The organism is Neobacillus niacini, assembly GCF_000759675.1.
Classification (GTDB): domain Bacteria; phylum Bacillota; class Bacilli; order Bacillales; family Cytobacillaceae; genus Neobacillus; species Neobacillus niacini_A.
Map to the genome: position 1 here is coordinate 392,760 of NZ_BAWM01000152.1, position 23,230 is coordinate 415,989.

The 23,230-nt window shown below is 36.1% G+C and carries 23 protein-coding genes; 13 read left to right on the plus strand and 10 right to left on the minus strand.

From position 1 onward, the window contains the following. Positions 1–61: 61 nt before the first annotated feature. Positions 62–2,143, minus strand: a complete 2,082-nt coding sequence (gene fdhF / locus TR08_RS28360) for a formate dehydrogenase subunit alpha (RefSeq protein ID WP_238579266.1) — start codon at positions 2,141–2,143, stop codon at positions 62–64. Positions 2,144–2,265: 122 nt separating this feature from the next. After that, positions 2,266–4,809: a PAS domain S-box protein gene (locus tag TR08_RS31605; RefSeq protein ID WP_081954685.1), complete on the minus strand. Its 2,544-nt coding sequence runs from the start codon at positions 4,807–4,809 to the stop codon at positions 2,266–2,268. Positions 4,810–5,113: 304 nt separating this feature from the next. On the opposite strand from TR08_RS31605, the gene yhfH (TR08_RS31610) reads away from it, so the two are divergent. The 4 genes from yhfH (TR08_RS31610) to TR08_RS28380 all read left to right on the plus strand — a co-directional run bounded on the left by yhfH (TR08_RS31610) (position 5,114) and on the right by TR08_RS28380 (position 6,014). After that, positions 5,114–5,248, plus strand: coding sequence for a protein YhfH (yhfH, locus tag TR08_RS31610; RefSeq protein WP_081954686.1), 135 nt, complete (start codon positions 5,114–5,116; stop codon positions 5,246–5,248). 80 nt (positions 5,249–5,328) lie between these two features. Next, positions 5,329–5,463 carry a protein YhfH gene (yhfH, locus tag TR08_RS31615; RefSeq protein WP_081954687.1) on the plus strand — a complete coding sequence of 45 codons (135 nt, stop codon included), beginning with the start codon at positions 5,329–5,331 and terminating at the stop codon, positions 5,461–5,463. Positions 5,464–5,572: 109 nt separating this feature from the next. Further along, positions 5,573–5,743: a hypothetical protein gene (locus TR08_RS32905; RefSeq protein WP_193747871.1), complete on the plus strand. Its 171-nt coding sequence runs from the start codon at positions 5,573–5,575 to the stop codon at positions 5,741–5,743. Between the two features lie 13 nt (positions 5,744–5,756). Next, positions 5,757–6,014 (plus strand): transcriptional regulator SplA domain-containing protein, encoded by a 258-nt coding sequence (locus TR08_RS28380; RefSeq protein ID WP_370576421.1) that lies wholly within the window; start codon positions 5,757–5,759, stop codon positions 6,012–6,014. 43 nt (positions 6,015–6,057) lie between these two features. Here the strand turns inward: TR08_RS28380 and TR08_RS28385 are convergent, their stop codons facing one another. Continuing rightward, entirely contained in the window at positions 6,058–6,243 is a 186-nt protein-coding gene (locus tag TR08_RS28385; protein ID WP_045523975.1) for a cold-inducible protein YdjO-related protein, read from the minus strand. Between the two features lie 99 nt (positions 6,244–6,342). Here TR08_RS28385 and TR08_RS32910 point away from each other — a divergent pair, with 99 nt between their 5' ends. Continuing rightward, on the plus strand, positions 6,343–6,489 hold the full coding sequence (locus TR08_RS32910; RefSeq protein ID WP_045523977.1) for a hypothetical protein: 147 nt from the start codon (positions 6,343–6,345) through the stop codon (positions 6,487–6,489). A gap of 13 nt (positions 6,490–6,502) precedes the next feature. Here the strand turns inward: TR08_RS32910 and TR08_RS28395 are convergent, their stop codons facing one another. Then, positions 6,503–8,431, minus strand: a complete 1,929-nt coding sequence (locus TR08_RS28395) for an endonuclease MutS2 (protein WP_045523978.1) — start codon at positions 8,429–8,431, stop codon at positions 6,503–6,505. A gap of 509 nt (positions 8,432–8,940) precedes the next feature. Between TR08_RS28395 and TR08_RS28400 the strand changes: the two genes are divergently transcribed. Together TR08_RS28400 and TR08_RS28405 are read left to right on the plus strand one after the other, a co-directional pair. Further along, a complete protein-coding gene (locus tag TR08_RS28400) occupies positions 8,941–9,645 on the plus strand; it encodes a Crp/Fnr family transcriptional regulator (protein ID WP_045523979.1) in 705 nt (234 codons plus the stop codon). A 94-nt stretch (positions 9,646–9,739) separates the two neighbouring features. Then, positions 9,740–10,339 carry an SCO family protein gene (locus TR08_RS28405; RefSeq protein WP_045523981.1) on the plus strand — a complete coding sequence of 200 codons (600 nt, stop codon included), beginning with the start codon at positions 9,740–9,742 and terminating at the stop codon, positions 10,337–10,339. 242 nt (positions 10,340–10,581) lie between these two features. Here TR08_RS28405 and TR08_RS33750 read toward each other — a convergent pair whose 3' ends face one another. Further along, complete coding sequence (locus tag TR08_RS33750) at positions 10,582–10,716, minus strand: hypothetical protein (RefSeq protein ID WP_274521062.1); 135 nt, start codon at positions 10,714–10,716, stop codon at positions 10,582–10,584. A gap of 213 nt (positions 10,717–10,929) precedes the next feature. Between TR08_RS33750 and TR08_RS28410 the strand changes: the two genes are divergently transcribed. Next, the gene (locus TR08_RS28410) at positions 10,930–12,552 is read left to right on the plus strand and encodes an ABC-F family ATP-binding cassette domain-containing protein (RefSeq protein ID WP_045523982.1); all 1,623 of its coding nucleotides are present in this window, start codon (positions 10,930–10,932) and stop codon (positions 12,550–12,552) included. A gap of 40 nt (positions 12,553–12,592) precedes the next feature. Here the strand turns inward: TR08_RS28410 and TR08_RS31620 are convergent, their stop codons facing one another. Further along, positions 12,593–12,724 carry a YuzL family protein gene (locus tag TR08_RS31620; RefSeq protein ID WP_081954688.1) on the minus strand — a complete coding sequence of 44 codons (132 nt, stop codon included), beginning with the start codon at positions 12,722–12,724 and terminating at the stop codon, positions 12,593–12,595. A 99-nt stretch (positions 12,725–12,823) separates the two neighbouring features. On the opposite strand from TR08_RS31620, the gene TR08_RS28415 reads away from it, so the two are divergent. Beyond that, on the plus strand, positions 12,824–13,066 hold the full coding sequence (locus tag TR08_RS28415; protein ID WP_045523984.1) for a YkuS family protein: 243 nt from the start codon (positions 12,824–12,826) through the stop codon (positions 13,064–13,066). A gap of 110 nt (positions 13,067–13,176) precedes the next feature. Here TR08_RS28415 and TR08_RS28420 read toward each other — a convergent pair whose 3' ends face one another. Beyond that, complete coding sequence (locus TR08_RS28420) at positions 13,177–14,316, minus strand: D-alanyl-D-alanine carboxypeptidase family protein (protein ID WP_238579268.1); 1,140 nt, start codon at positions 14,314–14,316, stop codon at positions 13,177–13,179. Between the two features lie 155 nt (positions 14,317–14,471). Further along, complete coding sequence (gene mprF, locus TR08_RS28425) at positions 14,472–17,000, minus strand: bifunctional lysylphosphatidylglycerol flippase/synthetase MprF (protein WP_045523986.1); 2,529 nt, start codon at positions 16,998–17,000, stop codon at positions 14,472–14,474. 186 nt (positions 17,001–17,186) lie between these two features. On the opposite strand from mprF, the gene TR08_RS28430 reads away from it, so the two are divergent. The 4 genes from TR08_RS28430 (at position 17,187) to yidC (ending at position 22,222) form a co-directional block, all read left to right on the plus strand. After that, entirely contained in the window at positions 17,187–17,639 is a 453-nt protein-coding gene (locus TR08_RS28430) for a cupredoxin domain-containing protein (RefSeq protein WP_045523988.1), read from the plus strand. A 327-nt stretch (positions 17,640–17,966) separates the two neighbouring features. Next, positions 17,967–20,192 carry a formate C-acetyltransferase gene (gene pflB / locus TR08_RS28435; protein WP_045523990.1) on the plus strand — a complete coding sequence of 742 codons (2,226 nt, stop codon included), beginning with the start codon at positions 17,967–17,969 and terminating at the stop codon, positions 20,190–20,192. A 61-nt stretch (positions 20,193–20,253) separates the two neighbouring features. Then, on the plus strand, positions 20,254–20,994 hold the full coding sequence (gene pflA / locus TR08_RS28440; RefSeq protein ID WP_045523992.1) for a pyruvate formate-lyase-activating protein: 741 nt from the start codon (positions 20,254–20,256) through the stop codon (positions 20,992–20,994). Positions 20,995–21,439: 445 nt separating this feature from the next. Further along, positions 21,440–22,222: a membrane protein insertase YidC gene (yidC, locus tag TR08_RS28450; RefSeq protein WP_045523997.1), complete on the plus strand. Its 783-nt coding sequence runs from the start codon at positions 21,440–21,442 to the stop codon at positions 22,220–22,222. A gap of 150 nt (positions 22,223–22,372) precedes the next feature. Here yidC and TR08_RS28455 read toward each other — a convergent pair whose 3' ends face one another. Beyond that, positions 22,373–22,957 (minus strand): GNAT family N-acetyltransferase, encoded by a 585-nt coding sequence (locus tag TR08_RS28455; RefSeq protein ID WP_045523998.1) that lies wholly within the window; start codon positions 22,955–22,957, stop codon positions 22,373–22,375. A gap of 59 nt (positions 22,958–23,016) precedes the next feature. Then, a complete protein-coding gene (locus TR08_RS28460; RefSeq protein ID WP_045523999.1) occupies positions 23,017–23,223 on the minus strand; it encodes a DUF6501 family protein in 207 nt (68 codons plus the stop codon). Positions 23,224–23,230 lie beyond the last annotated feature (7 nt).

A 23,230-nucleotide genomic window follows, 5' to 3' on the forward strand; every position in this document is an offset into this window, starting at 1 on the left:
TTAATTTACTATTCTGAAACCATATCAAAAATGCACGGAATAATCATTCCGCGCCATTTTTTTATATCCGAGAAATAGAAACCGCACAAGCTTTATATTCTGCTGTCCCAGAAATCGGATCATATTCATTTAGTGTTAAAACATTCGTTGGTGTTTCACTCCAATGGAAACTCATGAACACAAGTCCAGGTACGACTTGATCCGTAATTTTTGCTTTTACTTTTAACTCGCCTCTACGAGATCGAACTTGAACCACTTCACCGTCGCTAATTCCTAAGACAAGCGCATCGTCTGGATGAATATCAACTGTTTCCTCTGTCTGCTTGACTTTGACGCCTGCTGCATAGTAGCGTGTTTGTGAATGTGTGTTATAGGACTCATAACGTCTTCCAGTAGTTAACGTAAATGGATATTCCTGATCAGGAAGCTCTAATGGCGGTGTGAAATCAACTGGTACAAATGGTGACTTTTTAACGTCAGACTCTTGATTGTGAAATCTCTCATGCATAATAAATGTTCCTGGATGGTCCTCATCTGGACATGGATAATGAATACTGTATTCTTTCTCAAGTCTTTCATAAGAAATACCACCATACATCTCCCATGCAAGTTTTCTAACTTCATTCCAAATTTCCTCACTGCTGGAATAGTTCATTGGATATCCCATTATAGTTGAAAGCTCGCATAAAATGACCCAATCTTCTTTTACATTCAGACCAGGGTCAACTGCTTTGCGGACTCTTTGGATTCTTCTATCTGTATTGGTATAGGTTCCATCAACCTCTCCCCAAGAACATGCCGGAAGAACAACATCTGCCATTTTTGCCGTTTCTGTTAAGAAAATATCCTGCACGATTAACAAATCAAGCTTTTTCATTAGCTCTTTCGTATGGTTCATATGAACATCCGCGAGCAATGGATTTTCCCCTATGATATACAGCGCTTTCAACTCACCATTTTCGAGTCGGTCAAAGGTTCTCGTTTGTGTATCACCAACTTGAGGATTTAGCGTAACATTCCATTCTTTCTCATAACGTGCACGGTACTGATCATTGACTAAACTCATCGCTCCTGCCAATTGGTTTGGCAGACATCCCATATCTCCTGCACCCTGGACATTGTTTTGCCCACGTAATGGCATAATTCCTGTACCCTGCTTGCCGATATTACCTGTCAATAAAGCAAGATTGGCAATATCAAAGACATTATTAACACCACAATGGTGTTCTGTAATCCCAAGTGTATAGGCAATCATTGAACCACTTGAACTCGCATATTCTCTTGCTGTAGTTACAATATCCTCTGCATTCAAACCAGTAATGGAAGAAGCATATTCAGGTGTGTACATCTCTACGTGCTTTTTTAACAACTCAAAATCTATTGTAAATTGTTTTATAAACTCTTCATTATATAGGTTTTCTTCAATAATAACCCGAAGAAAGGCATTAATCAGCGCGATATCTGTACCGACGTTGATTTGCAAATGCCGGTGAGCAAATTTAACCATATCGATCTTTCTTGGATCAATGACGATTACCTTAAGACCATTTTTAATCGCTTTTTTAATACGGTTTGCAATAATAGGATGTGCCTCTGTTGTGTTCGACCCCATAAGCAGCAAGACTTCTGCTCTGTCAAAATCCTCTAATGTGTTTGTTGGGAAACCGCTTCCAAATACAGTTGCCAGACCGGCAACGCTTGGTGCGTGTCACGTACGGTTACATCCGTCTATGTTATTACTGCCAATAACGGTCCTCATAAATTTTTGAGTGACGTAATTGGATTCGTTTGTTGTTCTAGCACATGCAAACATCGAAATTGAATTTGGTCCCCAAGTATCTCTAATTCCAGCTAATTTTTCTGAAATATATTGATAGGCTTCCTCCCACGATGTTTCCACTAACTTTCCTGCTTTTCGAATGAGCGGATTCATTAGTCTATTGTTCGAATGAACATATTCATAGGCAAACGCGCCTTTCACACAGGTTTGCCCCTTGTTAACAGGTGCATCCTTGTCACCACGAATTTTCATAATTCGATTATCTTTGACTTCAAGCACTAAGCCGCAGCCTGTACCGCAATAACCACAAATTGTTTTAACAAAATTTGCTTCTCCCACAATTTCCCCTCCCAATTCAAACATTTATTACTTATATAAACATATTAATCTATTTAACGTAAAAGTAGCTTTGTTTTTTTTAAAATAATTGTCTATTTTTTGAAAATTACAATAAAAAAAACGGAAGAGAGTATCTTCCGTTTTTATCATGCCGGTTTTGCAGGTAATAGGATATTAAAGGTAGTTCCTTTATTTGGCTCACTTTCAACAAATACTTTTCCATGATGATTTTCAATAATTTTAAAGCTGACCATTAATCCTAATCCGTTCCCATTTTTCTTCGTTGTATAGAATGGTTCACCGAGCTGTTTTAACTTTTCTTTTGGAATTCCAACACCTGTATCCTGGATGGATATCTGGACATTATTATCATGAATCATCGTCTTAACATATAATTCCCCGCCATTTGGCATTGCTTCAATTCCATTTTTAATAAAATTTAAAAATACTTGTTTTAAGCGGTTTTCGTCACACTCAATTTGGATAATTTCATTAGGACAATCTAATGAAAGTTTCACATGCTTCTTTCTCGCTTCAAATTCAAGGAGTGATACCACGTTTTTTATTACTGGAACCACATTCTTTTCTTCTAATTCCACCATTTTAGGTTTTGCCAATACCATGAAATCCTCAACAATCGTATTGACTCGTTCAATTTCATCGAGAATAATATTGATAAATTCTAAGCGCTCAGGGTCCTGCTCATCTAATGTAAGGAACTCTGCATATCCTTTCATGGATGTTAGCGGATTTCTAATTTCGTGTGCCACTCCAGCAGCCAATTGACCAACTGCGGCAAGCTTATCCTGGCGATGGAGTACGTCTTCAGTTTTCTTACGCTCTGTAATATCATTGCGAATCGCTACATATTGATATGGCTTCCCATTTTCATTCAGGAATGGCACAATGGTCGTATCCACCCAATAGTAGGTTCCATCCTTCGCCTTATTTCTAATTTCACCTTTCCAAACCTTTCCTTCTCCAATCGTTTTCCATAGATCTTTGAAGAACAGCTTGGAGTGATGACCCGAATTTAAAATGCTATGATCTTTTCCAATAATCTCTTCACGACTGTATTTTGAAATCTCACATAATTTATCATTTACACTTGTAATAATCCCTCTCGCGTCTGTAAAGGCAACAATCGCGGATTGGTCAAGTGCAAAGCGAATATCTGTATTGTCTTTTATTGATTCTTTTAAATGTTCTTCTGCTCTTTTTCGGTCTGAAATATCTGTACGAATGGCAACATATTGATATGGCTTTCCTTTTTCATTTAAAAAAGGAACGATGGTGGTATCTACCCAATAACGTGATCCATCTTTTGCACGGTTACAAATTTCCCCCTTCCAAACTCCTCCCTGACCAATCGTCTGCCAGAGATCCTTGAAAAATCCTTTTGAATGGTAGCCAGAATTTAATATCCGGTGATCCTCACCAAGTAATTCCTCACGACTGTATTTCGAAATTTCACAGAACTTTTCGTTTACACTCGTAATCTTCCCCTTTTCATCGGTAATCGCAATGATGGAGGATTGGTCGAGCGCAAATGTAATATCCCGTGTTTCTTTTATCGATTCTAAAAGAGCCTTCTCAGCATTCTTTCGATTGGTTATATCAGAACGAATGGCAATATATTGGATAGGCTTCCCTTTTTTGTCTAAGAAAGGGACAATCGTTGTATCCACCCAATAATTCGAGCCATCTTTTGCTTTATTTCTAATTTCTCCCCGCCATTTTTTCCCGGATTGAATGGTTGACCACAATTCCTGAAAAAACTCTTTTGAATGATATCCTGAATTTAACAGGCGATGGTTCTTTCCGATAATTTCTTCCTTACTATACTTAGAGATTTCTTCAAACTTTTCATTTACAAAAACAATCGTCCCTGCTGGGTCGGTGATGGCTACAATGGTTGATGCGTCTAAAGCAGCTTTAATGTCCTTTAAGTTCGTATCTGATTCAGCAAGCTGCTTGCTGATTAAGGTACTTGAGGCGATTAACCCGCTGATTATTAAAACTGTCACAAATAATACTAAATATATTAAAAATGTATCTTCATTAATTAATCCATTTACTGTATTATTGCTAGAAATAATCGTTGAAGCTCTTTTTAAAAGAAAATGCCCTTCTGCAATGGCAACTGATATAATCAAGGCGCTAATTGGTTTTAACCAAGTCTGACTACCTTTTGAGTAGGTTTTTGAAGAAAAAAGTATCCATAAAGAAAATAAAAAAGACCCGAATATTAGTAGTCCCGAAAACACATAAAGCGGAACATTAAATTCGATCGTTAGGTTCATTGCATAAATACTTATTATATGAATAGCAAAAACAGCAGTTGTTAAGAATAAACTCCCAATAAACAAATGAAAAGAACGAATTTCTTTCCCAAATAAAGGAATGAAGGCCATCCCTGAAAAGGCAATCCCTATAAAGATAGACAAAATCGTCAGGGGTATTTGGTAACTAGAAAAACGGTTAATATCAGCTGCAATTAACCCAACAAAATTCATTACCCATATCCCAACTCCCATTGATAAAGAGCCGCCAAGATATAATAGTCTTTTATTCTTCTTTGAATTTTTTATTAACGTAAACATATCTAAACCTGTATATGAAGCCATGATGGTTAGTCCTATGGCAATAACTATTAAAAATGGATGAAAATCGCCAGATACTGTATCCATTTACACTCCCCCTTTTGACCTAATCTCTCTTTCTACTCTGATTGTAATGTAAACAATTGCAGTAGGGAAGTGTTTTTGTTCACAATTTTGTCGAAATTATATTATTTTAACCAAATAATTCTATTACATCATACATAATATGGACCCTTACTGCACAAAATTTAAATACAGGATAAATGTATCAATTTTTTAAAAAATTAAATTATTTATCAAAAAGGACTACACAAATTTGTTTTTTTTGATTATACTGTACTACAACAGGTTGATAATAAATAAACTGTATTAAAAAAGGAGGAGATTTTTAATGTTAATGAATCCAGTTGAATTTTTCCGCACTTTGCCAAAAAAGGAATGTCCAGAATGTGGGCAACATGTGGAAGAACAAGCAGAAAGCTACTTAATGGAATGTGACCGCTGTTTAGCAAAAAGAGAAGAATAGAAAACACATTTTTTTAATTAAACTGTACTACAACAAATTGATAGTTAATAAACTGTATTGAAAAAGAGGGGGTTTTTTTAATGTTAATTAGTCCAGTTGAATTTTTCCGTACTTTACAAAAAAAGGAATGTCCAGAATGTGGGCAGCACATGGAAGAACAAGCAGAAAGCTACTTAATGGAATGCGATCGCTGTTTAGCTAATAAAGACGAATAGAACATAACTTACCATGCTCCCCAGACTGGGGAGTTTTTTTGTATGAGAAAATTAAGGAAGGAATAAACCCAATTCAGTAAGCAAAAGCTTAGAAAAGGAGGTGTTTGTGATGGCAGAGAAAACTACTTCATCTAATAAGAAGCAAACATCCATTCAAGGAGGAATATATCCTTCACAAAAGTATGTTCCAGGTGATTCAGTTGACGAACATAAGGATTTTGAGGATGCAACCATTATGTTAGCTGGTGATGAAATTCGCCAACAAAATGAAAATCTATAAAAGAGGATGGTAAATGGATATGGATATGGTCGATATTGCGAGTGCTAAGCCAGGAGACGAAGTGTTTGTGATCTATCGTAATCCACATGTACCAACTGTTGCCAATATAAGAGCTGCAGAAATTGTCACCCATCCAAAGGATCCAAATGCTATAGCATTATTTTTAAATGAAACCTTTCATGTCATTGAAGACGATGACGCTTTCTTTCCTACTTCTGAATCTGCACAAAGAGCATTCGAGGGTCATTTCTTTGATTTTGGAGAAGAATAAAGACTGTCATTCATTTTGACAGTCTTTTTAAATACTTTCATTATTATATTTTTGGAAGCTCTCTTATTTCTGTAGCCATTTCATTTCCACACATTGGGCAAAGCAAATCGTCTGTTACAAAATCCTTTCTCATCCAGCCAATACATGCATTGTCCATACAAGAATAGATTTCAGTTTCAAGCATAATGACTTCAATTTCTTCATCCTTAGCCCTTTTACCATAAAAAATGGGAACCGCCTCCTTTTTTTATAGTATGTACCAAAAATGTCCTTTTCATTGCTAAAAAACAATCTTTCCCAAAAACATAATAAGGAAGGAATAATCTAAATGAAAACTGAAGGAAAAAAATTAACTGTAGTCGGAACGGATATCGAAGAAGTAAAGAGATTAAATAGCAAGTCTGGCTTAAGTTATAACCAAGTAAAACAGCTGCTTGCTGAAAAATACACTAATAAAAGACAGCCTTCCGAATAGGAAGGCTTTTTCATTATATATCGGTATGATCTATGATTATTTCACCATCATGCCTTTTGAAAAGTATTTTACTTTTCTTCCGGTTTTCTTTGGTTTGAAAAATGATATTAAAATCATAATCATCAGGATAAAGTTCTTTAGCTGCGATATAGAGCTTTATTCTTTTGTGATTAACGGATATTTTTTCATCTTTGATTTGCACAATATAGTTTCCTTGCTGATCAGGACCGCTATAAACAATTCCGAACTCATTCGTTGGTGAAATCTTCACATTGTCCCCTTGACTAAATGGAGTTATTTTCAAATCAGGGATAACAGATTTTTTTCTATTTTTATATTTATTTACAATCACTTGTTTTTCTAATTCCTTCTGTTTCCAGATATCTGTTTCCTTATTCTCATAGTTTTGGATTTCTTTATACGTTACTTGATGTGCTCTCTCAATAATCTTCGGATGAATTCCTAGTTTTAAAGCAATCGCAAAGGCCTGACTCTCTCCTCCTCTACCTATATGAAGGCGATAGGTCGGGCTGAGTGTTTCAATATCAAATTCCATTGAACCATTAATAAATCCCGGATGTTCTTCTGCAAACTCTTTTATTTCACTATAGTGGGTCGTGGCTAAAAGCATCGCTCCTTTGTTAAACAGCTGCTCTAATATCGCAGTTGCAAGACCCATTCCTTCTCCCGGATCTGTTCCTGAACCAAGCTCATCGAGAAGAACTAAAGTCTGGTCATTGGTATCCTTAAGGATTTCAATGATATTCACAATCCGCGAGCTAAACGTACTTAAATTCTCAGTAATACTTTGACCATCACCAATATCTACTAGGATACGTTGAAATATACCAAGATTACTTTCTTTAGAAGCCGGGATATGGAGACCGCACTGTACCATGAGTGTCAACAAGCCTACTGTTTTAATACTTACTGTTTTTCCACCTGTATTTGGACCAGTTATCACAAGTGCATTTTGCCCCTCCTTCATCTCTACTGATAACGGAACGGCCTTATCACCTAGGAGCGGGTGCTTTGCTTGTATTAACTTAATTTCCTGCTCGTCATTAACCCTAACTTTTACACCATTAATAGACCTGCTATATTTCGCCTTTGCAAACAAAAAGTCATAATGGACCATAGTTTCGATCGCTAACACAATTTGCTGCTCTTTCTCCTCTACTAATCCTGTTAAGTAAGACAAGACCTTTTGGACTTCGACATCTTCATCTGCTTGCAGCCACGATAATTGTTCTTGATAAAGTGCAATTTCTTCTGGTTCAATAAATAATGTTGAACCTGAAGCTGAGGTATCTAAAACAGCCCCTTTAATTTTATTTCGATATTCCTTCTTAATAGGAATAACATATCTGCCATCTCTCTGGCTGACAACGTTCTCTTGTAAATACGTTTTATATTTGTTAGAACGAATAAGCTGTATGGTTTTTTCTTTTAGCCGCTCCTCATGAATGGCGATCTGTTTTCTAATTTTTAGTAACTCTTTTGTAGCATAATCATCTACCCTTCCATTCCGAATACAACGAATAATTTCACTAGCAAGCTCGGGCAATTCCTCGATTACTTCCACATATGAGCTTACTCTTGGTGCATAGTATTCTTTATCCTTCATGAACCGGCGCATCTTCCCACAACAATCTAAGAATTCATGTAGCTTGGATAATTGATCAGGACGTAGTGCGGTCCCCTTATTTAATTTTGATAAGATTTGCTCCATTCCTCCTAGGCCATGGACTGGTACACTTGAGCTCTTCTTGAGTATTTCAACTGCTTCAGAAACTTCATCAAGCCATGCTTCAATTTGTTTCAAATGTGTAGATGGAACTTGATTATAGATTTTTTCTTTACCTTCACTTGTTAAAGCAAATTCTGCTATTTTCTCTTTAATTTTATCTACTTCCAAAACCTTAAATGTATGTGTATTCAATGTTTTTCCCTCCAAAATAAAATAAAAATAGCCGCAATGAACAATGTCATTGCGGCTACACTAAATAAAACGAGTATTTACCCGTTTTTATATACAAAATTTTAATCCATAAAAAAACTGTCTACTCAGAATGTACACAGCATCATAGAGAAAAAATGTATGCTTGGTATGCCCATTGTTCTTAACTTCATTCCAACAACGCACTCAAATAGACCTTCGTTCAAGCTAAAATTGAACAAGGCATAATGGAATGAAAATATCCAATTGATTGGATTAGTTAAGAACGACACCTAACATACAACATACTCCCTTATTTAGAAAATATTGATTCTTTTAAAGAATACAACAATCAGAATCAATTGTCAAAATGATTCATCTCTTTCACAACTATTTTTATTGTATGCAAAAAGTCAAAAATGTTTAACAATATCGACCTTAATTTGACTATTTCTTTACTTGTTTAGCACTTATTATTAGAGTAGGTCAAATAATTAGAACAGGTGGGAGATATGACTATTGACACTCAAACAGAGAACCTTCTTACCAATGAATTGATAGAACTTTTACAGTCTGCCGGAAGAATTATAGAAATAAACAAAGGATCGTTTCTGTTTCAAGAAGGTCAGCCTGCCTCTGAAATGTTCCTTATACTTTCCGGAAGAATACAAATATCAAAAATGAACGCAGAAGGTCAAGAGTTATATTTACGGCTATGCTCTGAACATGACATCGTTGGAGAGTTAACCCTATTTACCGAAGATCCACGATATATTTTCAATGCCAGAGTAATGGAAGACGGTCATGTAGCAGGTATTCAATTAGACTTCCTAGAAAAAGCATTATTTCAAAACAGTAATCTAGGATATCAGTTTATAAAATGGATGAATGATCATATTAGAAGGACGATGACTAAATTCAGAGATTTAGTGCTATATGGAAAAAAAGGTGCTCTCTATTCTACATTAATTCGACTTTCAAACAGCTATGGTTTGCATAAAGAGGACGGAATTCATCTCACAGTACCTATCACTACACAGGATTTAGCACATTTCTGCGGAACAGCCAGGGAAATCGTCAGTCGAATGCTAACTGAGTTGAAAAAGAAGCAGATTATTTCTATGGACCATAAAAAAATCATCATTCATAATCTCGATTATCTTAAGAGTGAAAATGATTGCGAAAACTGTTCAATTTCCCATTGTACGATTGACTAAATGGTTCATTGCAAGTATGAAGCTATTTTGTTCACGAAATATCCACATCTTTTTACAAAAAACTCCTTTATCTTTATGGTAGGAGGGAGAAAAAATGAAAAAAATTTATCTAATATGTAGTTTGGCAGTGTTCCTATTGATTACAGCTGGAATCTCTTATTTTCTTATTCGAGATGTAAGTGCAAAAGTACCAGCAAATATCACCTTAATGAACCAAAACGGTGAAACATACAATTTTGGGGAAGATAAAAAACTGAAACTTGTCGAATTTATTTATACTAATTGTCCAGATATTTGTCCTACCACTACTCAAAAGATGGTGCAATTACAGGGTGATTTAGAAAAAAATAATGTTTTCGGTAAAGAAATTGAGTTCGTTACGATTACCATTGACCCTTATCGAGACACACCTGAAGTGATACAAAAATATATGAACGCTTTCGAAATTCCTAATTCCGACAATTGGATTTTCCTAACTGGTGATCAGGAAAATATCAAAACAGACCAGAAAAAGATTAGGGAAGTTGCAGATTCACTACAGTTTCAATATAAAGACCCAGGTAATGGTCAATTTGTTCATTCTTCCTTCACCTATTTAATCGATGAAAATAATAAATACATTTCCAAGTTCCCAATGGGAGAGGATTTTGATAAGCAAGAGGTCTATGAAGAGATTATGGATGAAATTGAATAGAATAAAGGCTGTGTTAAAGTGCATTATTAATTTTTCTCACCCCTGTTGATTGGAGTGGAAGGCACGAGACTTCAGCGGGATCAAAAGGTCTTCGGGAGACCACACAGGCGCAAAGCGCCGAGGAGGCTTCCCGATCGCCCGCGGAAAGCGAAGTGCCTGGAACGGAAATAAACAGGCAAGATAACGCAACTAACATAAAAAAAGCGGTTAGTCCTTGGGATTAATCGCTTTTTAATACCTATTTAATTCACGGATGAAGGATACTTGTTTATTTGCTGTAGAGATAATAGGTAGTTGGACTTAGGTTTTGTTAAACTAGCTTTTATTCCTGCCTGTTTTAACTTATTAACGAGTTCAGTAAGCTGCTTTTTCGACATACTTCTCACCTACTTTATTCCTTCAATACTTGTTTACCCAATTCTACAACAAAAATATGAATAAAGTGTGAAAACTACGAAAAAAAATTAGAAAAATTTTCTGCAATATTTTTTATTTTTTCCTATTAAAATGTCTCATTCAACAAAGAATTCGCTCTTCATCCTTTTTAATGGTATAATTAGTAGATATTTTGCTGTTGGAGGATATTATAGATGATAACTGTAAGTAACGTAAGTTTAAGATATGGTGACCGGAAGTTATTCGAAGATGTAAACATTAAATTTACACCCGGAAATTGCTATGGTCTAATCGGTGCAAACGGCGCTGGAAAATCAACATTTTTAAAAATACTATCCGGAGAAATTGAATCTCAAACCGGGACTGTTCAACTTGGTCCAAATGAACGGATGGCTGTATTAAAACAGAACCACTTTGAATACGAGGAACAGGAAGTATTAAAGACTGTAATTATGGGTCACGCTAGACTTTATCAAGTTATGCAAGAAAAAGACGCCATTTATATGAAGGAAAACTTCACGGATGAAGATGGAATGAAAGCTGCTGAGCTTGAAGGTGAATTTGCTGAATTAAATGGATGGGAAGCAGAACCAGAAGCTGCTATTCTTTTAAAGGGTCTTGGAATCGGCGAAGACTTACATGATAAGAAAATGGCTGAACTAACAGGTTCAGAAAAAGTAAAGGTTCTTCTTGCGCAGGCACTTTTTGGCAGACCAGACGTATTACTTCTGGATGAGCCGACGAACCACTTAGATATTAAGGCCATTCAATGGTTAGAAGAGTTCTTAATAAACTTTGAAAATACAGTCATTGTCGTATCCCATGACCGTCATTTCTTAAATAAAGTTTGTACCCATATTGCTGATTTAGATTTTGGAAAAATTCAAGTTTATGTGGGTAACTATGATTTCTGGTATGAATCAAGTCAATTAGCTTCAAGACTGACTTCAGATGCAAACAAAAAGAAAGAAGAGAAAATAAAAGAGCTTCAAGCCTTTATTGCTCGTTTTAGTGCAAATGCCTCAAAGTCAAAACAGGCAACCTCTCGTAAAAAGTTATTAGATAAAATTACTCTTGATGACATTCGACCATCCTCCCGCCGCTATCCATTCGTTGGTTTTACACCGGAGCGTGAAATTGGTAATGATTTATTAATGGTTGAAGGTTTAACAAAAACGATTGATGGCGTAAAAGTTCTAAATAATGTAAGCTTTTTTATGAACAAAAGTGATAAAATTGCTCTTGTTGGACCGAATGAGGTTGCGAAAACAACCCTTTTCAAAATACTAATGGGTGAAATGGAAGCTGACAGTGGGACCTTCAAATGGGGTATTACCACTTCTCAAGCCTATTTCCCTAAGGATAACTCCGAGTATTTTGAAAACAGTGAGTTAACGCTCGTTGATTGGCTTCGTCAGTTTTCACCTAAAGATGAAAGCGAAAGCTTTTTGCGAGGATTTTTAGGCAGAATGCTGTTTTCTGGTGAAGAAGTGCTTAAGAAAGCCAGTGTCCTTTCCGGAGGAGAAAAAGTTCGTTGTATGCTTTCGAAAATGATGCTAAACGGAGCTAACGTTTTACTTCTTGATGAGCCTACAAACCATCTCGATTTGGAATCCATTACAGCATTAAACAATGGTTTGATAAACTTTAAAGGGTCTCTTATCTTTTCCTCACATGACCATCAATTTATCCAAACCATTGCTAACCGGATTTTCGAATTAACTCCAAATGGTTTAGTTGATAAGCAAATGACCTACGATGAATATCTTGAAAACAGTGAAATTCAAAAGCAAGTTGCAGAGATGTATAATAATTAAAAGTAAAGCGGGCACATCACAGGTGCCCGCTTTTTCTTTATTAGTCTTTCTTTTGCTTCCTGCGTGAAGAAGAAGCTTCTCTAGTACCTGTTTCTTTTGTTGTGGTACCTTGGCCTTCTACTTGTGGTGAAGCCAGGCCAATGGTGGATGGATCCTTTTTACGCTTTCCCATGGTTACACCTCCTCTTTTAGTTTTTGAAGATTATCGTGACTTATACAGAATAATTAACTGAAACTTTGGCATGATATTCTACAGGAGGAGGTGTTTTGTATGGCGAAAATTGGAGTAGAAGAATCCCTAACAGATATTCAACAGGCATTAAGGGAAAAAGGGCATGATGTGGTTCAACTAAGGCAGGAATCTGACGCACAGAATTGCGATTGCTGTGTTGTTACTGGTTTAGATTCTAATGTAATGGGAATGCAGGATACCTTTACAAAAGGCTCGGTTATTGAAGCACATGGGATGAGCGCAGATGAAGTGTGCCAACAGATTGAAAGCAGACTCCAGTAAGCTGGACATTCGTTCTATCAATGGTGTTCATCTCCTTCCTCATGCTCTTACTTTCGAATATCATACAAAAAAAGCCATGAAGAGGATTTCTCTCCATGGCTTTTTGCAGCTTATCTTTTCACCAATCTTTTTCTTACCCCAAGAAAAAGTCCAGCAAATGCAAATACGATAATTCCATACAAGATATTTATACTGCTCCGTTCACTAGATAGTAGCTTTTCCTCTTTTACCTTTATGGGTTTTGGTTCTTTTACCTCAAGTTGAATGGATTGTGAGACTTGACCGTCGGTTACTACTTCAAGAATTCCTTGATCAGTAATGCTTTCTTTAGAACCATTAACGTGTTCTGTGATGACAATATCATTTTTAGGGTAATATTCTTTCTGATTAATCGTAAATAGCTCGTTCTGTTTAATCACACTATGTTTAAAGCTAGTAAACCCATATTCAATCAGCTTTTCAGTGTCCTTATACGAATCCTTGCTACTATCTGCTTTTAGAACAATCGCAGTCAACTTTATTTTTTCATTTTCTGCCGTTGTTGCTAATGTATGTTTTGATTCATTTACAAAACCTGTTTTTCCGCCTGTAATGCCTTCAACAGGAATTTCACCTTTTAAAAGGCGATGATGTGTGAGTAGAATCGTTTCCCACGATTCACCACTCCATCCAAGTTCTTTTGTTCCAAAAATCTCTGTGAAAACGGGATTCTTTTTTGCATAATTCGTTATTAACGCTAAATCTATAGCGGTTGTATAATGATTTTCATTAAATAATCCATTGGGATTGGTAAAATGTGTATCCCTCACACCAATCTTCTCAGCTAAATACTTATTTATATTCTCAGCAAACTGTTCAACCGATCCATCTAAATGTTCAGCAATTGCTACTGCAGCGTCATTACCTGAGTTAATTAGCATTCCTTGGATCAACTTTATTAAAGGTACCTTTTCCCCCGCTACTAAATAAACTCTAGTCCCCTCTTCCTTTTCGGCCCTAGCACTTACTGTGACAACATCCTCTACATTCCCATTTTCAATGGCATAAATGGCTGTGGCAATTTTCGTCAAACTAGCTGGGTATAATCTTTCATCACCATTTTTATTAAATAAAATGGCACCAGTTTCTGAATCTACTAGTACTGCAGCTTCACTTTTTATCTCTAATGGCTGGTTCTCTGCTGCGTATGTGTTTACTTGGCTTGATAAGATGAGCATCAAGATAATAAAAAATGAAACAATCTTTGACAATTTACAACATCCTTACTTATTGTTTATCATCTGATTTTATCAAATTATTATTGTATGTAAATATTTATAGAAAAATTGTTATTCAAAGGAAAAGATTTTGCGTAATTTTGAAATAATCGCAATAAAACGGCTTTAATTGTTATCAAGCCGTTTTATTACATTCTTCGTTTAGAAATCAATAACATTATTTGTGCCATGGTTAAGGGTAATGAAAACTTTGATTTTCTTCTGTAGCCTAAATACTTCGACTCCCATTTGTTTGTATATTTCTCTTTGAATCTTCTTAACCCCTGGAATTGATATAGCTGGTTTCCATGAAGAAAAATTTGTGCTGCTATTTTTTCGCTTAAGAAGGAAAATTTCGATAGACCTACATTCGCTAATGGTGCCATCCCCATATTAAATCTACTATAGCCCGCTACCTTTGCCCAGTCCACTAACTGTAAAAGCAAATAATCCATTGTCCCTTTAGGTGAATTCTTCCTAAATCTCATCAAATCAACAGAAATCGTCGTGTGATCATCGTACACAGGCATGATACTCGTGAATCCAAGAATTTGACCCTCACTATTTTTCACTACAGCAATAGGAGCTTTATTCAAATAATCTGTATCAAAATAACCAAGTGAAAAGCCTTGCTCTCTCCGGCCGAGCAGCCATTCGTCCGAAATTACCCTTAATTCATCGAATAGTGTCGTTGAAAAAGGGGGCTCTATCACTTCAAATTGATAGTTTTCTTTTGAAAATTTGTTTTGTAAGGCACGCAGCTCCTTCATCCTAGTACTTGTAAGAGAGAACTCCTCTAACTCCACAAAGGCTTCCTCGCCTAATTTAAAAAAGGTATACCCATTTCCATGGAGATATGGAAGCAAATCATCACTTACTTGATAAAAAACAGGTGTATATCCATATCTATCAGATACATCTTGAAACTCCTCGATGGCATTTGATAATTGGCTTCTATCCCCAATTGGATCCCCAAGAATCACTAGTTTATCTGCATACTGTTGAAAGGAAATTAAGACGTTTTTCTTACTATTCCAGTAAATATATTTATCATGGAGCAGAATTAAATGGGACAAAACCTTCCCATGATAGGTGTTTAAATGTTCTAGTATCTCCCTTTCATGCTCAATAGAAGTTTCAAACTTCCATTTCTTAGGCTTACTTATTACGTATCCGACATATAAAATGAGTAATGCAATGACCAGCCCAATCATTGCACTGCTAAACAAATCCTGTGAATCTTCAATAACATATGGCAATAATTGCGATGGGATGGTTATTTTTGCGGTAGGTAAATTAGAGTAGCCAATCACTAGATACATTGAAATGATGACCGTAGTAATCACGATATCTAAAGTGGTTTTTCCCCAAGTTAGAACATAGCTTTCCCGATAAAATTGTCCCTTTGCCATTCTAAGTAATAATGCGACCGTAATAAGAAAAATAGCTTCTTCATAATCTATTCCTTTAAAAATCGAAAACAATGCCGCAAGAATTAGTACAAGCATGGTTAGCTCATAGGTTCTTTTCACGCTGTATTCAATCCCTCGTGATAGTCCTAGTAAAAGAAAGCCTGCAGCGACAGAGAGCTGATGGGAAATGTTAATGATCGGGAAAGACAGAATTTCCTGAGCGATTCTAAGTCTATCCATTATTCCAGGGACACTTGCGGATAAAAGTAATATTAAACCAGAGAGAAAGACGAGAATGGTTACGGTGACATGACTAACATTTTGGATGATGGCAGTGGGAATATTGCTCCATGATTGGTTCCATTTTTCCCAATAAAGCTTAAAAAACAGAATCGTACTAAGTATAAATGGGAGCAAATAATAGCCTATCCGATAGAACAGCAGGACAACAAGAACCTTTTCCTCCGGAACGTGTAAGTACTGCATTCCCCAAATAAAAACCAAATCGAATGATCCAAGACCACCAGGGATCATACTAATAATACCGGCACATGTAGCCACTACATAAACAGGAAAAAGCTGTTCAAAGGTAACAGGTATATTCATAATCCATGATAAAAACCAAATACCACAAAAGACAGCGGTCCACTCTAATACCGAAATGAAGAAAAGTTTTATTCCTCCTTCATAGGTTATTAACGACTGCTTGTCCCTTCTATTTTTAAATATATATATTCCGATAAATAAGGGTAAATATAAAGACACACCTAAAACGGCAAAATAAAGCCATTTCGTTTGTACAAAAATGGGATGATTCGTGAATCCAACAGCTACTATTAATGCAAGTAAAGACATTCCTGTCAAATAAAAAAAAGAAACAGCCGCAATTCCACCTACTAGCCTGCGTTTATCATCTTCCAATTTATGATAGAAGTAGGTTCTTAACATGCCCCCTATTAAACCACCAAAACCAAATAAGTTAGAGTAGGTATTCACGATCAATGCTTGTTCTAATACTTCTTTTATCCTTGCCTTTAAACCAAGAATCTTCATTAACATTACATCATAAAGAAGCATTGGTAGAACCGCAGCAAGCAAGACCATAAACATAAGGAGTAAAGTACCTAATCGTAGTTGAGCAATTTCAGTTTGAAGTAACCCAAGGTCTAAATGCCTGATAAACTTTTTTAATTCAAGTACGGCAAAAATTAATAATAGTAAGGGTAAGAGAAATTTTACTACCGTAAATAATTTTCCTTTTTTCATACCTATAGATTACCACCTATACTTTTAATACTGTTTTTACTATAAACGTTTTAACTGGAAAAACAAAGAAATTACCACGTCTCTAAAGTATATGTACGAATTTTTAAAAAAAATTATAAAAAAGAGACAAGTTTCCCTCCCTTATCTGCATAAACATGAAATAGGACAAATTATAGGGGGGTTATTATGAAGTTTTTAGTTTTAAAGAAAGATACACTTGTTTTTATTTTAGTGAGTGCATTCTTACTGGTTATCATTTCTGCTTGGTTTTTGCTAAAAGCCGGGGACACTGCTGTATTCAATCAAACAGCGACCGAAGATGTAAGAGAAATTCATATGGTCACAGTAGAGTACAAAACCACAATGAAAGATGGAAAAAAGATTGAAGTATACCGTTGGGATCCAGGTACAATTAATGTTGACGCTGGTGAAAAGGTAAACCTATACATTAATGGTATTAATGGGGAAGAACACCCATTCTATATTGAAGGGACAGACATCAAAGGCACTGTTAAAAAAGGGGAAGAAACAATGGTTCCACTACAAATTGATAAAGAGGGTACTTATCGTTTAATTTGTGAAGTGCATGGAGACAGAGATCATAATGGTCCAATGATTGCCGATATTATCGTCGATTAAAAGCAGGAGATTATTCTCCTGTTTTTTTCATTTTAAATAGATATCTGTTTCATAGGTTTTCACTATTGATATGTTGATATCATTGTTTTTTTCTTATATAACAGTTTATCAATTTACCCAAATAATTATAGTACAGATTTAACTTATTTTAAATTTCGTTCATAAAAAGTTCAAAATACACTCCAAAAAACCCCTTAAAAACAAGACTTCACAATATCTTAACAATATTTGTGACTTCATTCACAAAAAACCTGTTACACTTTAGTTAAGCATTAACAGAACAACTGTTATATTAAATTTTCAAATAAACTTAAGAGGTGAATAATAATGGAACAATGGAAAGATTTTAATAAAGGTACTTGGGCAAAAGAAGTGAACGTACGCGACTTTATCTTAAAAAACTATAATCATTATGAAGGTGACGACAGCTTCTTAGCAGGTGCAACTGACGCAACAAACAAGCTTTGGGAACAAGTAATGGAATTAACAAAACAGGAACGTGAAAAAGGCGGTGTCCTTGATATGGATACTGAAACCATATCTACCATCACTTCACACACTCCTGGTTACTTAAATGAAGAACTCGAAAAAGTGGTTGGCGTTCAAACTGACAAGCCTTTTAATCGTTCTATGCAGCCTTTCGGAGGAATTCGGATGGCAAAAGCAGCATTAGAATCTTATGGTTACGAATTAAATCCAGAAATTGAAAGATTCTTTACAGAGTTCCGTAAAACTCACAACCAGGGGGTTTTCGATGCTTATACTGACGAAATGACACTTGCCCGTAAAGTAGCTATTATTACAGGACTTCCCGATGCCTACGGACGTGGCCGCATTATTGGTGATTATCGCCGTGTAGCACTATATGGTGTAGATTTCTTAATCAAAGATAAACAAAAAGATCAAAAGAATACAAGTAAAGTAATGACAGAAGACAATATGCGTCTTCGTGAAGAGATTGCAGAACAAATACGTGCTTTGAAAGAGTTAAAAGAAATGGCCAGCAGTCACGGCTTTGATATTTCCGGGCCGGCAACAAATGCTGTAGAAGCATTCCAATGGTTATATTTTGGTTACTTAGCGGCTATTAAAGAGCAAAACGGAGCTGCAATGAGTCTTGGACGTGTATCTACTTTCTTAGATATTTATGTAGAAAGAGACCTATTAAACGGCACTTTAACCGAAGTAGAAGCACAGGAATTAGTGGATCATTTTGTTATGAAGCTACGTTTAGTGAAATTTGCCCGTACACCTGATTATAATGACTTATTTAGCGGTGACCCAACTTGGGTAACAGAGTCTATTGGCGGTATGGCGTCAGATGGCCGTTCACTAGTAACAAAGAACTCATTCCGTTTCCTTCACACTTTAGATAACTTAGGACCAGCTCCAGAACCAAACTTAACTGTACTATGGTCACCACAGCTGCCTGAGAACTTTAAAAAATATTGTGCAAAAATGTCAATTAAAACTAGCTCTATCCAATATGAAAACGACGATCTCATGCGTCCTGAGTATGGCGATGATTACGGAATTGCTTGCTGTGTTTCCGCAATGGAAATTGGCAAACAAATGCAGTTCTTCGGTGCTCGTGCAAACCTAGCAAAAGCTCTCCTCTACTCAATTAATGGCGGTGTAGACGAAAAATTAAAAATTCAAGTTGGTCCACAATATCAGCCAATTACTTCTGAAGTATTAAATTATGAAGAAGTTATGCAAAAGTTTGATCAAATGATGGAATGGCTAGCAGGTCTATATATCAACACCTTGAATGTTATTCACTATATGCATGATAAGTACAGCTATGAAAGAATAGAAATGGCATTACATGACTCTCAAATCTTACGTACCATGGCAACAGGTATTGCTGGATTAAGCGTCGTAGCTGACTCATTAAGTGCCATTAAATATGGTGAAGTGAAAGTAATTCGTGATGAAAACGGTCTTGCCGTTGATTTCGAAATAACCGGCGACTTCCCTAAATACGGAAATAACGATGATCGTGTTGATAGCATTGCAGTTGAAATCGTTGAAACATTTATGAAAAAGCTACGCAAACACCAAACCTACCGTAGCTCCGTTCATACCATGTCAATCTTGACGATTACTTCAAACGTCGTTTATGGTAAGAAGACTGGTAATACGCCTGATGGCCGTCGTGCCGGCGAACCTTTCGCACCAGGTGCAAACCCAATGCACGGTCGGGATACAAAAGGTACACTAGCTTCTCTATCTTCCGTTGCTAAACTGCCATACAGCTCAGCAATGGATGGAATTTCAAATACTTTCTCTATCGTTCCTAAAGCATTAGGAAAAGAGGAAGAAAGTCAAGTTCGTAACTTAGTTTCAATCTTAGACGGTTATGCAATAAAATCTGGTCACCATCTGAATGTTAACGTATTTAATAAAGAAACATTAATTGATGCGATGGAACACCCAGAATTATATCCACAATTAACCATTCGTGTTTCTGGGTATGCGGTTAACTTCATCAAATTAACAAAAGAACAGCAGTTAGACGTTATTAACCGTACTTTCCACGAATCATTGTAAAATAGTCTACTGGGGCTCCTTATTAGGAGCTCCTGCTTTTAAAAAAAGGGGGATCATCAACATGAACGGAAATATTCATTCTATTGAAACATTAGGAACAGTCGACGGACCTGGTATACGCTATGTTGTATTTACTCAAGGCTGCCTATTGCGCTGCCAGTTTTGCCATAACGCTGATACATGGGAAATCGGCAGCGGCAAACAAATGACTGTTTCCGAAATCATGGATGATCTCATGTCCTACCTTCCCTTCATACAATCATCTGGTGGTGGTATCACTGTCAGCGGCGGTGAACCTCTCCTACAAGTACCGTTTCTTACTGAATTGTTTAAGGAATGTAAAAAGAAAGGGATTCATACGACAATTGATTCATCTGGTGGCTGTTTCTCACACTCTAAACTGTTTATTGATCAGCTTGAAGAGTTATTACAATATACAGACCTGATTTTACTGGATTTAAAGCATATTAACCGCAAGAAACATATTCAATTAACCGGTATGGCAAATGACCATATTCTTGAATTTGCTAAGTTTTTATCTGACCGTAAAGTACCGGTTTGGGTGCGCCATGTTCTCGTTCCTACTGTTTCAGATGACCCTGAGGATCTTCAAAAGCTTGGGGAATTTATTGGTACTCTAGAAAATGTGCAAAAAATTGAAATACTTCCGTATCATAAGCTTGGTGTTTATAAATGGGAAGCTCTTGGATTAGAATATCCATTACAGCATGTTGAACCACCGACTGAAGAAAAAGCACAATCCGCTTTTGAAATGATTACAGCACACTGGGAAAAACGGTAACTGAAAGTAGAATGCTGCTCTAACGTTGAGCAGCATTTTTTGATTATTTGATTAAATTGATTCTTAACCCATTCTCCTTTATACTCAATTCAGGTATCAGTTAAAAGCGAGGTGATTATTTTTGTACGAATTGCTCATTGATTTTACAGAGTCAAATGCGTTAGAAACACTATATTTAAGTCTATACTTCGGTGTCATTATCAAATTACTTTGGGCATGGAATGTGGAATATTGCTTTATGGGCTCCATAAGCGAACCTGCACATACAAAAATCAATCACCCATTGTTTTTTTATAAGAAGAAATGCTCTCTAAACAGAAATATTATTCTAATCCGAATTATTAAATATTTTCGTAGGAAAGAATCTTCACAGGATGATACAGACGAACCTATTTCCTCCTCCCTATTTCAACTAAAAACAACTTAAACAATTTTAGGAGGAAATATGAAAAACAAAACTTCATTACCGATCGTACTACTTTTAGCATTAACCACTATCTTACTCTCAGCATGTTCAGCAGCAGATGGAAAAGGAGATGGATTTTTCCATACGTATTTTGTTGAACCATTTATTGTATCGATACACTTTTTAGCTGAGTTATTTAATGGAAACTATGGATTATCTATTATTCTTATTACCTTTATCATTAGACTGTTATTAATGCCTTTAATGCTTAAGCAATATAAAAATCAAATGGCCATGAAAGAGAAAATGGATGTCATGAAGCCAGAAATGGAAGATATCCAAAAGAGATTAAAGGAAGAAAAGGATCCAAAAAAGAAACAAGAGCTTCAGCAGGAAATGATGGGCCTTTATAAGAAGCATGGGGTAAATCCATTAAATATGGGATGTTTACCTATACTGATACAAATGCCGATACTAACAGGCTTTTATTATGCTATTCGTGGTTCAGAAGAGATTGCCACTCACCGTTTCTTATGGTTTAGTCTAGGTCACCCTGATATCATCATTACAATCATTGCGGGTGTGATTTATTATTTCCAATTTAAAGTTTCACAATCTAGTATGCCAGTTCAGCAGCAACAGCAAATGAAATTCATGGGACTCTTGTCCCCAATTATGATTGTCATGTTTTCCATTAGTGCACCTGCTGCACTGCCGCTATATTGGGCAGTCGGCGGTACGTTTTTAATTTTGCAAACATGGTTAAGCAGAAAGCTCTATCGTCGTACTAAAAAGACAGAAGTCAAAGTAAGTACGAATTAATAGGTAATGAAAGAAGCATTGGTGCACAATGCTTCTTTTTTATGGCATAGACTTTTAAAAAAATGGAATCCTAACGATGAATACCACTGAAAAAGGAGATTTCCAAAAAACAGAAAAAACGGTATATTTCGGCATAAAGCCTGGCTTTGTTTACTTTACGCTCAGTTTTCCTTCTAATTCCTTCTTCACAGTCTCCCATTCATCATGAAGGATACTATAGTAGACCGTATTACGAACATATTCACCCGCTATTTTACGGTCCTTCCGTAACGTCCCTTCTTTTACCGCACCTATTCTTTCAATCGCTTTTTGAGAACGGAGGTTTCTTGAATCTGTTTTAAGTTGAACACGCATTAACTCCCAGCTCTCAAATGCATGTTGCAGGAGCAGGTATTTACATTCTGTGTTGACTCTTGTTCTCCAAAAATCAGGATTATACCAGGTAGAACCAATTTCGAGACTATTATGTTCAGGTGAAATATCGAGATACCGTGTGCTTCCAATAATTCTATTCTCTCGATTCATAACTGTAAATGTGTAATCCTTCCCTATATCTCTCTTCTTAATAGCCGAAGCAATCATCTGCTCCATTTCTTCTTGACTTCTTACAGTAGTAGCCATATAAGTCCAAATTTCATCGGGTCTAGCTGCTTCCCACAATCCATCTAGATGATCAAAACTGATTGGAAGTAATTTGACCATTTCCCCTTTTAACTCAAAAAGCTTATTCCACATCTTCATTACTCCTATTCCCCCGTTACTTCATTAAAAAAAGAGACTGCAGGCAGGGCCCATCAGTCTACATTTTGGAAATATTCTTTGTAAAATCCGCCGACTTTCCCGGTATTGTCGATAATGTAATAAAACTCTTCCGTTTCATTTTTAACATCATAAATTTTTCCGGCAGTTAATGCGTTATTTACAATATATTTTTTTGCATCCGTATGAACACATTTTACTTTTTTAACTGTTTCGCGCTCACGCCATGTTAAGTGAATCATTCTTGCA

What these genes read in the sequence shown, in the direction of transcription:
- TR08_RS31605 (WP_081954685.1), bottom strand. Translation starts at nt 4,809, where the DNA reads ATGGATACAGTATCTGGCGATTTTCATCCATTTTTAATAGTTATTGCC.
- yhfH (WP_081954686.1), top strand. Translation starts at nt 5,114, where the DNA reads ATGTTAATGAATCCAGTTGAATTTTTCCGCACTTTGCCAAAAAAGGAA.
- yhfH (WP_081954687.1), top strand. Translation starts at nt 5,329, where the DNA reads ATGTTAATTAGTCCAGTTGAATTTTTCCGTACTTTACAAAAAAAGGAA.
- TR08_RS32905 (WP_193747871.1), top strand. Translation starts at nt 5,573, where the DNA reads ATGGCAGAGAAAACTACTTCATCTAATAAGAAGCAAACATCCATTCAA.
- TR08_RS28380 (WP_370576421.1), top strand. Translation starts at nt 5,757, where the DNA reads ATGGATATGGATATGGTCGATATTGCGAGTGCTAAGCCAGGAGACGAA.
- TR08_RS32910 (WP_045523977.1), top strand. Translation starts at nt 6,343, where the DNA reads ATGAAAACTGAAGGAAAAAAATTAACTGTAGTCGGAACGGATATCGAA.
- TR08_RS28400 (WP_045523979.1), top strand. Translation starts at nt 8,941, where the DNA reads ATGACTATTGACACTCAAACAGAGAACCTTCTTACCAATGAATTGATA.
- TR08_RS28405 (WP_045523981.1), top strand. Translation starts at nt 9,740, where the DNA reads ATGAAAAAAATTTATCTAATATGTAGTTTGGCAGTGTTCCTATTGATT.
- TR08_RS33750 (WP_274521062.1), bottom strand. Translation starts at nt 10,716, where the DNA reads ATGTCGAAAAAGCAGCTTACTGAACTCGTTAATAAGTTAAAACAGGCA.
- TR08_RS28410 (WP_045523982.1), top strand. Translation starts at nt 10,930, where the DNA reads ATGATAACTGTAAGTAACGTAAGTTTAAGATATGGTGACCGGAAGTTA.
- TR08_RS31620 (WP_081954688.1), bottom strand. Translation starts at nt 12,724, where the DNA reads ATGGGAAAGCGTAAAAAGGATCCATCCACCATTGGCCTGGCTTCACCA.
- TR08_RS28415 (WP_045523984.1), top strand. Translation starts at nt 12,824, where the DNA reads ATGGCGAAAATTGGAGTAGAAGAATCCCTAACAGATATTCAACAGGCA.
- mprF (WP_045523986.1), bottom strand. Translation starts at nt 17,000, where the DNA reads ATGAAAAAAGGAAAATTATTTACGGTAGTAAAATTTCTCTTACCCTTA.
- TR08_RS28430 (WP_045523988.1), top strand. Translation starts at nt 17,187, where the DNA reads ATGAAGTTTTTAGTTTTAAAGAAAGATACACTTGTTTTTATTTTAGTG.
- pflB (WP_045523990.1), top strand. Translation starts at nt 17,967, where the DNA reads ATGGAACAATGGAAAGATTTTAATAAAGGTACTTGGGCAAAAGAAGTG.
- pflA (WP_045523992.1), top strand. Translation starts at nt 20,254, where the DNA reads ATGAACGGAAATATTCATTCTATTGAAACATTAGGAACAGTCGACGGA.
- yidC (WP_045523997.1), top strand. Translation starts at nt 21,440, where the DNA reads ATGAAAAACAAAACTTCATTACCGATCGTACTACTTTTAGCATTAACC.
- TR08_RS28455 (WP_045523998.1), bottom strand. Translation starts at nt 22,957, where the DNA reads ATGTGGAATAAGCTTTTTGAGTTAAAAGGGGAAATGGTCAAATTACTT.
- TR08_RS28460 (WP_045523999.1), bottom strand. Translation starts at nt 23,223, where the DNA reads ATGATTCACTTAACATGGCGTGAGCGCGAAACAGTTAAAAAAGTAAAA.